The organism is Stenotrophomonas sp. YJH_SMC_82 (assembly GCF_059368875.1).
In genome coordinates, this window is record NZ_JCAFSE010000002.1 from 665,922 (window position 1) to 680,250 (window position 14,329).

At 67.3% G+C, this 14,329-nt stretch carries 12 protein-coding genes; 9 read left to right on the forward strand and 3 right to left on the reverse strand.

What is annotated here, in order from left to right; all coding sequences use genetic code 11:
• Positions 1 to 16 precede the first annotated feature (16 nt).
• From lpxA to AC5P53_RS10815, 6 genes are all read left to right on the forward strand, one after another.
• Positions 17 to 808 carry an acyl-ACP--UDP-N-acetylglucosamine O-acyltransferase gene (gene lpxA / locus AC5P53_RS10790; RefSeq protein WP_014646492.1) on the forward strand — a complete coding sequence of 264 codons (792 nt, stop codon included), beginning with the start codon at positions 17 to 19 and terminating at the stop codon, positions 806 to 808.
• Positions 809 to 861: 53 nt separating this feature from the next.
• The gene (gene lpxB, locus AC5P53_RS10795) at positions 862 to 2,064 is read left to right on the forward strand and encodes a lipid-A-disaccharide synthase (RefSeq protein WP_134967132.1); all 1,203 of its coding nucleotides are present in this window, start codon (positions 862 to 864) and stop codon (positions 2,062 to 2,064) included.
• Positions 2,061 to 2,720, forward strand: a complete 660-nt coding sequence (gene rnhB, locus AC5P53_RS10800; RefSeq protein WP_014646490.1) for a ribonuclease HII — start codon at positions 2,061 to 2,063, stop codon at positions 2,718 to 2,720. The genes lpxB and rnhB overlap by 4 nt, the downstream gene beginning before the upstream one ends.
• Before the next feature lie 237 nt (positions 2,721 to 2,957).
• Entirely contained in the window at positions 2,958 to 6,548 is a 3,591-nt protein-coding gene (gene dnaE / locus AC5P53_RS10805) for a DNA polymerase III subunit alpha (RefSeq protein ID WP_014646489.1), read from the forward strand.
• A gap of 64 nt (positions 6,549 to 6,612) precedes the next feature.
• Positions 6,613 to 7,482, forward strand: coding sequence for a hypothetical protein (locus AC5P53_RS10810; protein WP_014646488.1), 870 nt, complete (start codon positions 6,613 to 6,615; stop codon positions 7,480 to 7,482).
• A gap of 113 nt (positions 7,483 to 7,595) precedes the next feature.
• Entirely contained in the window at positions 7,596 to 8,555 is a 960-nt protein-coding gene (locus tag AC5P53_RS10815) for an acetyl-CoA carboxylase carboxyltransferase subunit alpha (protein WP_014646487.1), read from the forward strand.
• Positions 8,556 to 8,694: 139 nt separating this feature from the next.
• Here the strand turns inward: AC5P53_RS10815 and AC5P53_RS10820 are convergent, their stop codons facing one another.
• On the reverse strand, positions 8,695 to 9,150 hold the full coding sequence (locus AC5P53_RS10820; protein ID WP_014646486.1) for a CopD family protein: 456 nt from the start codon (positions 9,148 to 9,150) through the stop codon (positions 8,695 to 8,697).
• Positions 9,151 to 9,299: 149 nt separating this feature from the next.
• Between AC5P53_RS10820 and AC5P53_RS10825 the strand changes: the two genes are divergently transcribed.
• Both AC5P53_RS10825 and AC5P53_RS10830 read left to right on the forward strand, forming a co-directional pair.
• Positions 9,300 to 9,890 carry a class I SAM-dependent DNA methyltransferase gene (locus AC5P53_RS10825; protein ID WP_014646485.1) on the forward strand — a complete coding sequence of 197 codons (591 nt, stop codon included), beginning with the start codon at positions 9,300 to 9,302 and terminating at the stop codon, positions 9,888 to 9,890.
• 93 nt (positions 9,891 to 9,983) lie between these two features.
• A complete protein-coding gene (locus AC5P53_RS10830) occupies positions 9,984 to 11,291 on the forward strand; it encodes a polyhydroxyalkanoate depolymerase (RefSeq protein ID WP_014646484.1) in 1,308 nt (435 codons plus the stop codon).
• Between the two features lie 199 nt (positions 11,292 to 11,490).
• On the opposite strand, the gene AC5P53_RS10835 is transcribed toward AC5P53_RS10830, so the two are convergent.
• Both AC5P53_RS10835 and AC5P53_RS10840 read right to left on the reverse strand, forming a co-directional pair.
• Positions 11,491 to 12,480, reverse strand: coding sequence for a sensor domain-containing protein (locus AC5P53_RS10835; protein WP_142234456.1), 990 nt, complete (start codon positions 12,478 to 12,480; stop codon positions 11,491 to 11,493).
• The gene (locus AC5P53_RS10840) at positions 12,477 to 12,842 is read right to left on the reverse strand and encodes a PadR family transcriptional regulator (protein WP_004150914.1); all 366 of its coding nucleotides are present in this window, start codon (positions 12,840 to 12,842) and stop codon (positions 12,477 to 12,479) included. Before AC5P53_RS10840 ends, AC5P53_RS10835 begins: the two co-directional genes overlap by 4 nt.
• Before the next feature lie 136 nt (positions 12,843 to 12,978).
• On the opposite strand from AC5P53_RS10840, the gene AC5P53_RS10845 reads away from it, so the two are divergent.
• On the forward strand, positions 12,979 to 13,881 hold the full coding sequence (locus tag AC5P53_RS10845) for a peptidylprolyl isomerase (RefSeq protein WP_075075656.1): 903 nt from the start codon (positions 12,979 to 12,981) through the stop codon (positions 13,879 to 13,881).
• Positions 13,882 to 14,329: the final 448 nt, after the last annotated feature.

Here is a 14,329-nt window from a genome sequence, read left to right on the forward strand (position 1 = left end):
TCCACTGGAGGCAGCAATGACTGACAACGCACCGCGGATCCACCCCACCGCCGTCATCGATCCGGCCGCGCGCCTGGCCGACGATGTGCAGGTGGGCGCCTTCACCCTGATCGGCCCCGATGTTGAAATCGGCGCCGGCACGGTGGTGGGCCCCCATTGCAGCATCCACGGCCCGACCCGGATCGGCCGCGACAACCGCTTCGTCGGTCATGCCGCGATCGGTGGCGAGCCGCAGGACAAGAAGTTCGCCGGTGAGCGCACCGAACTGGTGATCGGCGACCGCAACGTGTTCCGCGAGTTCGTCACGCTCAACCGTGGCACCGGCGGCGGCGGCGGCATCACCACCATCGGCAACGACAACTGGATGCTGGCCTACACGCACGTGGCGCACGACTGCCATGTCGGCAATTTCTGCGTGTTCTCCAACAACACCACCCTGGCCGGCCACGTGACCGTGGGCGACTACGTGATCATCAGCGGCTTCGCCGGTGCCCACCAGTTCTGCCGCATCGGTGCGCATGCCTTCCTCGGCATGGGCGCGCTGACCAATGGCGATGTACCGCCGTTCACCATGGTCGGTACCGATTCGCTGGGCCGCCCGCGCGGCATCAACAGCGAAGGCCTGAAGCGCCGCGGCTTCGACGCCGACCGCATCTCGGCCATCAAGCGTGCCTACCGCACGCTGTACGTGGCCGGCCTGCCGTTGGCCGAAGCCAAGCAGCAGCTGACCGAACAGGCGCGTGACAGCAATGACGTGAAGGCCATGCTGGACTTCATCGAGCACGCCGAGAGGCCCTTGCTGCGATGAGCAGCACGACCGGCCAGGCGGCGGCCGGCGCCGCGGTGATTCCGTTGGCCTCGATGGCCGGCAGCGTTCCCGCACAGCGGGTGCTCAGCGAGCGCCCGTTGCGGATCGCGCTGGTTGCCGGCGAAGCGTCCGGCGACCTGCTCGGTGCGGGCCTGGTGCGTGAACTGAAGGCGCGCTTCCCGAATGCCGAGTTCGCCGGCATTGGCGGCGATGCCATGCGCAGCGCCGGCTGCCAGACCTGGCACGATGCCAGCGAGCTGGCGGTGATGGGCCTGACCGAAGTGCTGCGCCACCTGCCGCGGCTGCTCAAGCTGCGCTCGGCGTTCCGCCAGCGCGCCCTGGAATGGCAGCCGGACGTGTTCATCGGCATCGACGCACCCGACTTCAACCTGGGCATCGAGCGCTGGCTGAAGCAACGCGGCGTGCGCACCGTGCATTACGTCAGTCCCTCGGTCTGGGCCTGGCGCGAGAAGCGCGCCGAGAAGATCGGCAGCAGCGCGGACCTGGTGCTGTGCCTGTTCCCGATGGAACCGCCGATCTATGCCAGGCACGGCATCGACGCACGCTTCGTCGGCCACCCGATGGCCGATGACATTCCGCTGCAAGGCAACCGCGAGGAAGCCCGTGCCGCGCTCGGGCTGCCGACCTCGGCCAAGGTGCTGGCGGTGTTGCCGGGCAGCCGCCTGGGCGAGATCTCGCGCCTGGGCGAACCCTTCTTCGAAGCCGCCTGGCAGGTCTCTGAACGCATTCCGGGCCTGCATGTGGTGGTGCCTGCCGCCAACCCGGCCTGCCGGCAGCTGATCGAAGAACAGCTGTCGCGCTCGGCGTTGCCGGTGGCCTACTCGCACGTGCTGGATGGCCAGGCGCGCAACGCGATGATCGCCGCCGACGTGGTGGTGCTGGCCTCCGGCACCGCGACCCTGGAAGCCATGCTGGTGAAGCGGCCGATGGTCGTCGGTTACCGCGTCAACGAACTGACCTATCGCCTGGTCAAGGCGCTGGGCCTGATCAAGGTCGACCGCTTCGCCCTGCCCAACATCCTGGCCGGCCAGGACCTGGCGCCGGAGCTGATGCAGCACGACTGCACGCCGGACAGGCTGGCCGCGGCCATCCAGCAATGGTTCGACCACCCGCAGCGGGTGATCGACCTGCAGGACACGTACGTGCGACTGCACGAGCGCCTGCGCCGCAATGCTTCGGCGCGTGCCGCCGATGCCGTCGGCGAACTGCTGATGCGCGACCAGGCGCAGGCATGAGCCGCCGTCACGCCGCAGCGGCCAGCCTGGCCCTGTTCGACGGCGCGACGGTGGTCGAGCCGGAACGCCTGGTCGCTGGCGTCGACGAGGCCGGACGTGGCCCGCTGGCCGGGCCGGTGGCGGTGGCGGCGGTGGTATTCGATCCGTCACGGCCACGCATCAACGGCCTGGACGATTCCAAGCAGTTGACGGCGGCCCGCCGCGAACAGCTGCATGACCGCATCATCGAGCGTGCCCTGGCCTGGCACGTGGTGCTGGTGGACGTGGACACCATCGACCGCCTGAACATCTACCAGGCCACCCTGCAGGGCATGCGTGACGTCGTTGCAGCGGTTGCCCATGTGGCCGGCTTCGCCCGCATCGATGGCAACGTGGTGCCCAAGGGCCTGGTGCTGCCGGCGCAGGCGCTGGTCGGCGGCGATGGCATCGACCGCGCGATCATGGCCGCCTCGATCCTGGCCAAGGTCTCGCGCGACCGTTACATGCAGGACGTGCATACCCGCCACCCGCAGTACGGCTTCGAACAGCACAAGGGCTATGGCACCCCGGCCCACCTGGCCGCCCTGCGCGAGCACGGCCCCTGCATGGAACACCGGCGCAGCTTCGCCCCGGTGCGTGAGTGCCTGGGCCTGACGCAGGCGGCGGCCATCGCCTGAGCCTGCTGGAGTTGTAGAGCCGAGCCCATGCTCGGCTGCTGTGGACAGCCGAGCATGGGCTCGGCTCTACAGAAGGCGGCCTCCCGCACGCCTGAATCCGGCGCCACGCCGTGCCCCTGTCAAGCCTTGTGGCAACCCCCTGCCCTCGCTACCCTGACCGGGCATTCCAGCGCTTCCCGACCCCGGCGACGATCGTCCGTCAGCACCCGGGGCCCGCGCGCTCCAACCTGGTCCGGCATGTCCAACTCCCGCTTCGTACATCTCCACGTCCACACCGAGTTCTCGCTGGCGGACTCCACCATCCGTGTGCCGGCCAAACCGGACCAGGCGGACCCGAAGAAGGCCAAGCAGGCCAACCTGCTGTCGCGCTCGGTCGAACTCGGCCTGCCCGCGCTGGCGGTGACCGACCTCAACAACCTGTTCGCCCTGGTCAAGTTCTACAAGGCCGCCGAAGGCGTGGGCATCAAGCCGATCGCCGGTGCCGACGTGCTGATCGCCGAGGAAGGCCAGGACCCGTGGCGGATGACCCTGCTGTGCCGCGACCGCGAGGGTTACCTGAGCCTGTCGCGGCTGCTGACCCGCGCCTGGATGGAAGGCCATCGCCCCGAGGGCGGCGTGGCCGTGCACCCGGACTGGCTGAAGGCCGGCAACGCCAACCTGTTCGCATTGGCCGGGCGGCAGAGCCTGGCCGGGCGCCTGGCGCTGGACGGCAAGCATGAACTGGCCGAGCAGCAGCTGGCCGACTGGCAGCGCGTGTTCGGCGATGGCCTGCACCTGGAGCTGACCCGCACCGGCCGCGAGGGCGAGGAAACCTTCAACCAGTTCGCGCTGATGGCCGCCGGCCAGCGTGGCCTGCCGGTGGTGGCCAGCAACGACGTGCGCTTCCTGTCGCCGTCGGACTTCAGCGCGCACGAAGCGCGCGTGTGCATTTCCACCGGCCGCGTGCTGGACGACCCCAAGCGCCCGCGCGAATACAGCGACCAGCAGTACCTGAAGTCGGCCGAGGAGATGTGCGCGCTGTTCGCCGACATCCCCGATGCGATCGACAACACGCTGGCGCTGGCCGAGCGCTGCAACATCGAGATGCGGCTGGGCACCTACTTCCTGCCCAACTACCCGGTGCCGGACGACGAGACGCTGGACACCTGGATCCAGAAGATGTCGCGCGATGGCCTGGAAGAGCGCCTGGAGAAGAATCCGCTGGCGCCGGGCAAGACCCGCGAAGAGTATTTCGAGCGCCTGGAATTCGAGCTCAACACCATCATCAAGATGGGCTTCCCGGGCTACTTCCTGATCGTGGCCGACTTCATCCAGTGGGGCAAGAACCAGGGTATTCCGATCGGCCCCGGCCGTGGTTCGGGTGCCGGTTCGCTGGTGGCGTGGGCGCTGAAGATCACCGATCTGGACCCGCTGCCGTACAACCTGCTGTTCGAGCGCTTCCTGAACCCGGAACGCGTGTCGATGCCCGACTTCGACATCGACTTCTGCATGGACCGCCGCGACGAGGTGATCGACTACGTCGCCCGCAAGTACGGGCGCGAGCGCGTCAGCCAGATCATCACCTACGGCACCATGGCCGCCAAGGCGGTGGTGCGCGACTCCGGCCGCGTGCTCGGCTTCCCGTACGGCCTGGTCGACGGCGTCTCCAAGCTGATCCCGAACATTCTGGGCATCCACCTGAAAGATGCGCTGGGCAAGGGCAAGGAAGGCCCGAGCTCTGAGATGGCGTCGGCCGAACTGATCCAGCGCTACGAGACCGAGGACGATGTCCGCGACCTGATCGACCTGGCGCTGCAGCTGGAAGACCTGACCCGCAACGCCGGCAAGCACGCCGGTGGCGTGGTGATCGGGCCCGAGCCGCTGAGCGAGTTCTGCCCGCTGTACGCCGAACACGACGAGAACGGCCTCGGCAAGAACCCGGTCACCCAGTTCGACAAGAACGACGTGGAAGAAGTGGGCCTGGTGAAGTTCGACTTCCTGGGCCTGCGCACGCTGACCATCATCGACTGGGCGGTGAAGGCGATCAACAAGCGCCATGAGCGCGCCGGCATCCCGCCGGTGGACATCGCCGCGATCCCGCTGGACGACACGCCCACCTACAGGGACATCTTCGCCAACGGCAACACCGGCGCGGTGTTCCAGTTCGAATCCTCCGGCATGCGCCGCCTGCTGAAGGATGCGCGCCCCGACCGTTTCGAAGACCTGATCGCGCTGGTGTCGCTGTATCGCCCCGGCCCGATGGACCTGATTCCCTCCTTCAATGCGCGCAAGCACGGCCAGGAAGAGATCATCTATCCCGATCCGCGCACCGAAGCCATCCTGAAGGACACCTACGGCATCATGGTGTACCAGGAGCAGGTCATGCAGATGGCGCAGATCGTCGGCGGCTACTCGCTGGGCGGCGCCGACCTGCTGCGCCGCGCGATGGGCAAGAAGGTGCCGGCCGAAATGGCCAAGCACCGCGAGATCTTCCGCGAAGGTGCAGCCAAGGGCGGCGTCGATGGCCCCAAGGCCGACGAAATCTTCGACCTGATGGAGAAGTTCGCCGGCTACGGCTTCAACAAGTCGCACGCCGCTGCCTACGCGCTGGTCAGTTACCAGACCGCCTGGCTGAAACGCCATTACCCGGCTGAGTTCATGGCGGCCACGCTGTCGTCCGATCTGGACAACACCGACAAAGTGGTCGGCTTCCTCGACGAGGTGCGCAACCTCGGCCTGACCGTGCTGCCGCCCAAGGTGAACCAGTCGGCCTTCATGTTCGAAGCGGTGACGCCGGACACCATCCAGTACGGGCTCGGGGCGATCAAGGGCGTCGGCCAGGGTGCCTGCGAGGCGGTGGTCGAGGAGCGGCTGAAGGGCGGCCCGTTCAAGGACCTGCTCGACTTCTGCACGCGCGTTGGTTCGGCCAAGCTCAACAGGCGCACGCTGGAAGCGATGATCAACTGTGGTGCGTTGGACGAGCTCGGCCGCAACCGTGCCTCGCTGATGCTGCAGCTGCCGGAGGTGATCAAGGCTACCGACCAGATGGCCCGCGAGCGGGCTTCGGGACAGAACTCGCTGTTCGGTGGCCCGGACCCGAGCGCGACCACGATCCAGCTGGACCTGCCCGAAGCCGAGGAGTGGCCGCTGCTGCAGCGCCTGAACGGCGAGCGCGACACGCTGGGCTTCTATCTCAGTGGCCACCCGTTCGATCCCTGGCGCGACGATGTGCGCGACCTGGTCGGCAATGACCTGGGTTCGGTGGAGAAGATCTGGAGCGCCAACAGCGGTGGTGGCGGCGGCGGCGAAAAGCGCTGGCGCCCGGAAGTGCAGACGGTGCTGGCCGGCCAGGTGGTCGGCGTGCGCCGCAAGGGCGAAAGCCAGATCTTCATCCAGCTTGAGGACGGACGTGGCCGCGTCGAGTGCAGCGCGTTCTCCGACGCGATGGCCGAGTTCGGCCACCTGATGACCAAGGACCGCATCCTGGTGGTCAAGGGCGGCCTGCGCGAGGACGAGTTCAACGGCGGCTTCGCGCTGCGCATCCGCCAGTGCTGGGACTTCGATGAGGTCTGCGCCAACTACGCCACGCGGCTGTCGCTGCGCCTGGACCTGCGCCAGCAGCGCCCGGTCTGGGAGCGCATCGATGCGCTGCTCGACCGCCATCGCCCGGGACGGACGCCACTGCGCCTGGACCTGCTGCTGAAGGGGCCGCACGGCGGCGTCGCCGGCATGCTCGATGTGTCCGGACAGAGCGCGGTACGCATCGATTCCAAGCTGATGGAGGCGCTGCGCGCCGACCCGGCCGTGCGCACGCTGAAGGTGCGCTACAGCCCGCCATGGGCCAGCTGAGGCTGGCTCCCTCACTGTCCTGTCTCCCCTGTTTCCCCGTTCCAAATATCAAGGACGATTGCCGATGAAGACCCTGCTGTTCCCGTTCGCTGCCGCACTGGCCCTGGCCGCCTGCTCCCCGTCGAAGATCGAGTTCCAGATCGACAACCCGACCGACACGCCGCTGGCGTTGAGCATCGACGGCCAGGACCTGCCGGTGGCCGCACAGGGCTCGCGCCCGGTCTCGCTCGCTGTCGGCGAGCATCGCCTGCATACCGACAAGCTCGGTGATGTGCGCTTCATCGTCTACGTCGACGGTCGTGGCGGGCTGATCAATCCGACCCTCAGCGAGTACGTGATCGCCCGCGAGATCTACGTCACCGACGAGAGCAAGGTGAAGAACTTCGGCGTCGGCAACAGCGGTATCCAGCTCGGCGGCGTCGACTTCGAAGGCCCGTTCGAGAAGCGCCACGACCTGTTCATCGACAAGACCTGGACCTACGGCGTGCGCGAACCCTTCCCCAAGGAAAAGGTGGTGGCCCACGTTGATTCCAGCGGCGGCCAGATCGTGGCCAAGGTGTTCACCGCTCCCGACTTCATCGCTTACGTGGAAGAAGGCATGGGCGAGCCCGGCGCGTTCAAGCGCGAACAGCCAGGTGGCTACGTGGCCCCGGCCTACAGCCTGGAACCGGCCCCGGCCAGCCTGCCGGCGCTGGTGCCGGCCTTCGAGGCCCACGCCGCGCCCCTGCGCGAGGTCTATGCGCGCTGGCTGAAGGCCACCACCGCCGATGAACAGAAGGCCCTGCGCAAGCAGGATTTCGCCGCGCAGATGGCCTTCACCTCGGCCACTGCCACCCTGGGCAGCGGCCTTGGCCGGGAAGCCAACGAGGCCTACAACGACTTCGTCTCCCAGCGCAGCCAGTTGATGGGCCGCAGCGCCCTGGTGGTGCCCTGAGCTGACTGGCGCCCCCTGCCCGGCTGCGCTACCGTCGCCTTCCAGACGAAGGCGTACGGGTGGTTTGCACGCATTCGGCTAGAATTCCCCCCTTCTTTACACGACGGCTTCCGATGAATCCGAACTACCTCGACTTCGAGCAACCCATCGCCGACCTGGAAGCCAAGATCCAGGAGCTGCGCAACGCCAGTGCCGGGCCGGCGGTCAATGTCGAGGCGGAAGTGCACGCGCTGCAGGACAAGCTGCGCATGCGCACCGCGCAGATCTTCCGCAACCTGACCTCGTGGCAGGTGCTGCAGCTGGCCCGCCACCCGTCGCGCCCGTACACCGCCGACTACCTCCGCGTCATGTTCGATGAGTTCCAGGAGCTGGCCGGTGACCGCGCCTTCGCCGACGACAAGGCGATCATGGGCGGCCTGGCCCGCATCAATGGCCGCGCGGTAATGGTGATCGGCCACCAGAAGGGCCGCGACACCAAGGAAAAGATCAAGCGCAACTTCGGCATGCCCAAGCCGGAGGGTTACCGCAAGGCACTGCGCCTGATGAAGATGGCCGAGCGCTTCGGCCTGCCGGTGCTGACCCTGATCGACACCGCCGGCGCCTGGCCGGGCATCGACGCCGAGTCGCGCGGCCAGTCCGAAGCGATCGCGCGCAACCTGATCGAGATGGCCGAGCTGAAGGTGCCGATCATCTGCACCGTGATCGGTGAAGGCGGCTCCGGCGGTGCGTTGGCACTGGGTGTGGGCGACCGCACCGTGATGCTGGAATACGCGGTGTACTCGACCATCACCCCGGAAGGCTGCGCCTCGATCCTGTGGAAGGACGCGGGCAAGGCCAAGGAAGCGGCCGAACAGCTGGGCCTGACCGCGCCGCGCCTGAAGAGCCTGGGCCTGGTCGACAAGGTCGTGCGCGAGCCGACCGGTGGCGCCCACCGCAACCCGACGCAGATGGCCAAGCGCCTGAAGGCCGTGCTGCTGAACGAACTGGACGCGCTGGACAAGCTGTCCACCGAACAGCTGCTGGAACAGCGCTACACGCGCCTGCGCAGTTACGGCACGTACGAAGCGGCCTAAGCCCGGTAGTGCCGGCCGCTGGCCGGCAACACGAGGTGATTGCAGAAATGAAAGAGCCGGGCATTTGCCCGGCTCCTTCGTTTGCGCCCTGACAGCATCCACGCATGGCGTGGATCTACCGGACGCAGGTGACCCCGCCTCAGAACGGCTTGGCCAGCACCAGCCACACGATCGGAATGAACGCCAGCAGCGGGATCTCGTTGATCCAGCGCAGCGCGCGCGACGACGGCAGTGCCCGGCCCTTGGCCACGCCCTTGAGCAGGCGGCCGGTCCAGCCGAAGTACACCAGCAGCACCACCACCAGCCCCAGCTTGGCGTGCAGCCAGCCGGCAGCTCCCGGCGCCACCATGGTCGGGAAATCGGGGATGACCTTGTAGCCCAGCCACAGCACCAGGCCGAGCAGGAACGCCAGGCCGAACATCGAGTGGCCGAAGCGGTACAGGCGCAGGCCCATCAGCTGCAGGCGCTCGGTCACCGCCGGCTGGCCCGCGGTCTCGGCCAGGTTCACCAGGATGCGCGGCAGGTAGAACACCGTGGCCATCCACGCCACCACGAACACGATGTGGAAGGTCTTGACCCAGTAGTAGCTCTGCATGCGCTCGCTCCGGCGGCTGGCGTAGGTTGGCGGCCATTCTCGCATGCCGTGGCGAAGCCGCCGCAGGCACGCGCGCCGCGACACATCGACGCATGGCGCGCCGCAACACCGTACGATAGGCGCCGTTTTAGCCGATCGCGCACTGCCCCATGGACAAGACCTACGACGCCGCCTACTTCCAACGCTGGTACCGCCGTGCCGACATCGGCGGCAGCGCCCGCCTGGCGCGCAAGGTGGCGTTGGCCGTGGCCAGCGCCGAGTACTACCTGGAGCGGCCGATCCGCAGCGTGCTGGATATCGGCTGCGGTGAAGGCGCCTGGCGCGCGCCGCTGCTGAAGCTGCGTCCGAAGGTCGAATATCTCGGCTTCGACAGCAGCGAGTACGCTGTGCGCCGCTACGGCAGGACCCGCAACCTGCACCTGGCCCGCTTCGGCGACTTCGCCTGGCTGCGGCCCTGCGCCCCGGTTGACCTGCTGGTGTGTTCGGACGTGATGCACTACGTGCCCGACCGCGAGCTGCGTGCAGGACTGGCCGGCGTGGCCGAGCTGACCGGCGGCGTGGCCTTCCTGGAGACCTTCGCCGCCGAGGACGCGTTCGAAGGCGACCACGACGGCTTCCAGGCCCGACCGGCGCGCTGGTACCGCCGCACGCTGGCCCGCCAGGGCCTGCAGCCGGTAGGGTCGCACTGCTGGCTCGGCCCCGCCCTGGCAGGCGATGCGGCCGCGCTGGAACGGATGTGAATCCGGATTCATTATTTTCAGCCGACTTAACCTGCGGGACACCCGGATGGGATATGCTGCGCGGCAACATATGACCATACATATTCGGTCGTCATGCTCTATCAACTGCACGAACTGACCCGCAACCTGCTCGCTCCCTGGGTGCACCAGGCCCAGGCCAACGCCAGGTTCTTCGCCAACCAGGGCCACTGGTGGTCGCAGATGCCCGGTGCTGATCGCCTGGCGGCGGTCAATGAACTCTTCCACCGCATCGGCAAGGATTACGAGAAGCCCGAGTGGGGCATCAACGAAATCGACGTCGATGGCGAGCGCGTGCCGATCGTCGTGCACGAGGAAGTGAGCAAGCCGTTCTGCAAGCTGCTGCGCTTCAAGCGCCACAGCAATGAAGCCGACCAGCTGCACACCATGCTCAACCAGCCGTTCGTGCTGGTGGTGGCGCCGCTGTCCGGCCACCACGCCACGCTGCTGCGCGACACCGTGCGCACGCTGCTGCGCGACCACCGCGTGTACGTCACCGACTGGGTCGACGCGCGCATGGTGCCGGCCAGCGAAGGCGAGTTCGGGTTGGATGACTACATCGCCTACATCCAGGAGTTCATCCGCCACCTCGGCGTCGAACGCCTGCACGTGGTGAGCGTGTGCCAGCCGACCGTACCGGTGCTGGCCGCGGTTTCACTGATGGCCAGCCGTGGTGAACCGACGCCGCGCACGCTGGTGATGATGGGTGGCCCGATCGATGCGCGCTGCAGCCCGACCGCAGTGAACAACCTGGCCACGCAGAACCCGCTGTCGTGGTTCGAGAACAACGTCATCCACACCGTGCCGGCCAGCTATCCGGGTGCCGGCCGCCGCGTGTACCCGGGCTTCCTGCAGCACGCCGGCTTCCTGTCGATGAACCCGAGCCGCCACTTCAGCTCGCACTGGGATTTCTACACCGACCTGGTCAAGGGCGACCTGGAAGACGCCGACGCGCACCGTCGTTTCTACGACGAGTACAACGCGGTGCTGGACATGCCGGCCAGGTACTACCTCGATACCATCCGCGTGGTGTTCCAGGACTTCCTGCTGCCGCGTGGCGAGTGGGTGGTCAACGGCGAGAAGGTCGATCCGTCGGCGATCCGCGATACCGCGCTGCTGAGCATCGAAGGCGAGCTGGACGACATCGCCGGCCTTGGTCAGACCGAAGCCGCGCAGGCGCTGTGCACCGGCATCACTGCGGACCGCCGTGAGCATTTCATCGTCGAAGGTGCCGGCCACTACGGCATCTTCAGCGGCCGTCGCTGGCGCGAGGTGGTGTACCCGAAGGTGCGCGACTTCTTCGCCGCGCATGCCGAAGCCCCGGCGGCGAAGGCCGCGAAGAAGAAGAGCAACGTCACCCCGTTGCGGCGCAAGGCGGGGTAACTCGCCTCTGGCGTGTGCCGACCTTGGTCGGTACGCCTTGGTAGATGCCAACCTTGGTTGGCGCTCTACCGTGAATCCCTGCAGCTGATGGATCGTGCCAACCAAGGTTGGCACCTGCCAAAGCAAAGCCCACCAAACGTCCCGGCGCTGATGGCTTGTGCCAACCAAGGTTGGCACCTGCCGAAGCATGCGCGCCCGCTTACAACCGCACCAGCAGGTTCTTGGCAATCAGCCCATGCAGCTTGCCGATGCCGCGTGCCAGGTGCATCGTCAGCACCAGCAGCAGTGCGCCCGCCGCAGCAACCGCGATCGCCACCAGCGGCGAGGCCGCCATCGGCAGTACATTCACGTCGTTGATGTACACGCCGGGGATGTCACCACTGAAGATCGCCGCGACCGGCGCCCAGATCAGGCTCAGCGACAGCGAGAGCAACGTCACCGCGATGGTGAAGTAGATGATGCCCAGCGGCAGCATCAGCACGAAGTACAGCAGCGTCAACCAGGTACGGCCATCGGTGAACATGTCGCCGATGCGCTGCAGCCAGGTGCGGCTGCGGTCGGTGTAACGCGGGCGGCGCGGCATGCGCTCGCCCAGCAGCGCTTCCACCAGCCGTCCTTCCAGCAGCGCCAGCCCGCGCACCGAGCCGAAGAACAGCACGGTCAGCGGAATGCCGATGATCAGGATCAGCAGGCCCAGCGACAATGACAGGCCGGTCACCACCCAGGTGAAGAAGAAGATGCCGGTGGCCAGCGACAGCAGCATGTAGAACAGCGCACCGTAGGTGTGCGGATCGGTCACCACGCCGAAGAAGCGCGCCAGCAGCGAACGCTGCACCGGCGCCTGCGGCGGTGAGGCCGGCTCGACGCCACTGGCTTCCGCCGCTGCACGCAGCACCGGCGCGGTATCCGCACGCGGCGTACGCAGCGCGCGGTTCACCGTCACTTCGGTCTCGCGGTAGATGTCGGCCACTTCATCCGGCGCGCCATAGCTGCCGGCAACGTCGGCGATCACCTCGGCCTCGCTGCGGCCGGGCTGCGCCGCCAGCTCCGAGCGCAGGTATTCCTCGGCGTCGTACAGCGCGTCCTGCACCATCGCCGGATCGGCACCTTCCAGCGCCGCGCGCAGCTGCGCCAGGTACTGCGGGATGGTCGTGGGCAGGGCGCGGCCTGCCAGGCTCGGGTCGTTCATTGCGGTACCCCCTCCAACACGGAATCGACGGAATCGCGGGTGGCCTGCCAGGCCTGGCGCCACTGCGCCAGCACCTCGCGGCCACGTTCGTTGATGCGGTAGTAGCGCCGCGGCGGCCCGCTGCTGGAAGGTTCCACATGGCTTTCCAGCAGGCCGGCGCCCTCCAGGTTGCGCAGTACCGGGTACAGCGCGCTCTGCTTGCCGCTCAGCACGCCCTCGCCCACCCGCTCCAGCTCCTTGGCAATGAGGTAGCCGTACAGCGGCTCCCCGGCCCGGGCCAGCACCGCCAGCAGGGCCAGCGACACCGTTCCGGCGCTGAGCTCCTTCTGGAACTTCTTCAGGTGGACATCGTCCTCGGACATGACCGGCCCTCCACTACGTTGAAGTCCACAGTAGTGCGAAGTTCGGTATAGCGAATGTGTCGTTAGTCACTCTCCCGGTTGGCGCCGCTGCGCGGCTCGCGCAGAATCGAAGCCTCGTTCATGTTCCGGGGTTCCCATGCCGCACCGCCGTTGCCTTGCCCTGACCGCCCTCGCCCTGGCCTGCCTGCTGCCCGCCCTGGCCAGCGCGGCCACGCCCTACCGCAGCCCTCAGCAGATCCTCGACGCCTCGGCGGCCAGCGACTGGCGCACCCCGGACCCGGCCAACCTGCTGTACATGGACCTGCCGGCCGGTCGGGTCATCATCGAGCTGGCACCGCAGTTCGCCCCGCGCCATGTCGCCAACATCCAGACCTTCGCCCACGAGCATTTCTGGGACGGCACCAGCATCTACCGCTCGCAGGACAACTTCGTGGTGCAGTTCGGCGATGCCGACGCCGATGACGCAGCCAAGGCCAAGCCGTTCGGCAGCGCCGCGCGCAAGTTGCCGGCCGAGTTCGAGCGCGCCAGCGCCGGCCTGAAGGTCACCGTGCTGCCGGACCGCGATGGCTGGGCCGCGCAGACCGGTTTTGTCGACGGCTTCCCGGTCGGCCAGGACCCGCAGGCCGGCAAGGCCTGGCTGGCACATTGCTACGGCATGCTGGGCGCGGGCCGCAGCAACGAGGAAGACAGCAGCATCGGTGCCGAACTGTACGTGGTGACCGGACAGTCGCCGCGCCAACTGGACCGCAACATCACCCTGGTCGGTCGCGTGCTGAAGGGCATGGAGCTGCTCAGCGCGACGCCGCGCGGGCCGGCGCCGATGGGCTTCTACACCGACCCGACACTGCGCACGCCGATCGTGTCGATCCGCCGCGCCAGCGACGTGCCGGCAGCCGAGCGCACGCCGATCCAGGTACTGCGTACCGACTCGAAGACCTTCGCCGATACGGTGGAGGCGCGGCGCAACCGCGTGGATGATTTCTACAAGCGTCCGGCCGGGCATATCGATCTGTGCAATATTCCGGTGCCGGTTCGCTGATGGTTTCCTGCGCGTGACGCGTGCTGAAGGTGCTTCACTGTTCATGGGCGTTACTTTTCTTTGTACGCAAAGAAAAGTAACCAAAAGAAACGCGCCGCCAGGTCGCGAGCCGCCGTGCTTCGCACGTCGGTCCCCTGCGCTTCTCGGTGAATCAGGGGACGGTGTACACAAGGCAGCCGACTAGCAGTCGGCTCTACAGGACATCGGCACCTCTTCGCACCTGATTCCCCTGCGATGCTCGGGTCGCTCAAGGCGGACCCAGTTCAAAGGCCACAGCTGCATCCAGAAGATCCACGCAATGCGTGGATGCTTTTGCTGTTGATCTTGACCTTCCAGTCCGCCTTGAGCGAGCCGAGCACCGCAGGTCTGGCGAGGGCGAAGAGGCGCGGGTGTCTGAGCGCAGCGAGTTCCCGCGCCGTCCCTCGACGGGCCGAGGAGCGCAGGGCAC

Bases quoted from the DNA above. Each gene is read 5' to 3' on its own strand.
- AC5P53_RS10810 (WP_014646488.1), top strand. From the start codon at position 6,613: ATGAAGACCCTGCTGTTCCCGTTCGCTGCCGCACTGGCCCTGGCCGCC.
- lpxA (WP_014646492.1), top strand. From the start codon at position 17: ATGACTGACAACGCACCGCGGATCCACCCCACCGCCGTCATCGATCCG.
- AC5P53_RS10840 (WP_004150914.1), bottom strand. From the start codon at position 12,842: ATGTCCGAGGACGATGTCCACCTGAAGAAGTTCCAGAAGGAGCTCAGC.
- AC5P53_RS10815 (WP_014646487.1), top strand. From the start codon at position 7,596: ATGAATCCGAACTACCTCGACTTCGAGCAACCCATCGCCGACCTGGAA.
- rnhB (WP_014646490.1), top strand. From the start codon at position 2,061: ATGAGCCGCCGTCACGCCGCAGCGGCCAGCCTGGCCCTGTTCGACGGC.
- AC5P53_RS10845 (WP_075075656.1), top strand. From the start codon at position 12,979: ATGCCGCACCGCCGTTGCCTTGCCCTGACCGCCCTCGCCCTGGCCTGC.
- lpxB (WP_134967132.1), top strand. From the start codon at position 862: ATGGCCGGCAGCGTTCCCGCACAGCGGGTGCTCAGCGAGCGCCCGTTG.
- AC5P53_RS10830 (WP_014646484.1), top strand. From the start codon at position 9,984: ATGCTCTATCAACTGCACGAACTGACCCGCAACCTGCTCGCTCCCTGG.
- AC5P53_RS10825 (WP_014646485.1), top strand. From the start codon at position 9,300: ATGGACAAGACCTACGACGCCGCCTACTTCCAACGCTGGTACCGCCGT.
- dnaE (WP_014646489.1), top strand. From the start codon at position 2,958: ATGTCCAACTCCCGCTTCGTACATCTCCACGTCCACACCGAGTTCTCG.
- AC5P53_RS10835 (WP_142234456.1), bottom strand. From the start codon at position 12,480: ATGAACGACCCGAGCCTGGCAGGCCGCGCCCTGCCCACGACCATCCCG.
- AC5P53_RS10820 (WP_014646486.1), bottom strand. From the start codon at position 9,150: ATGCAGAGCTACTACTGGGTCAAGACCTTCCACATCGTGTTCGTGGTG.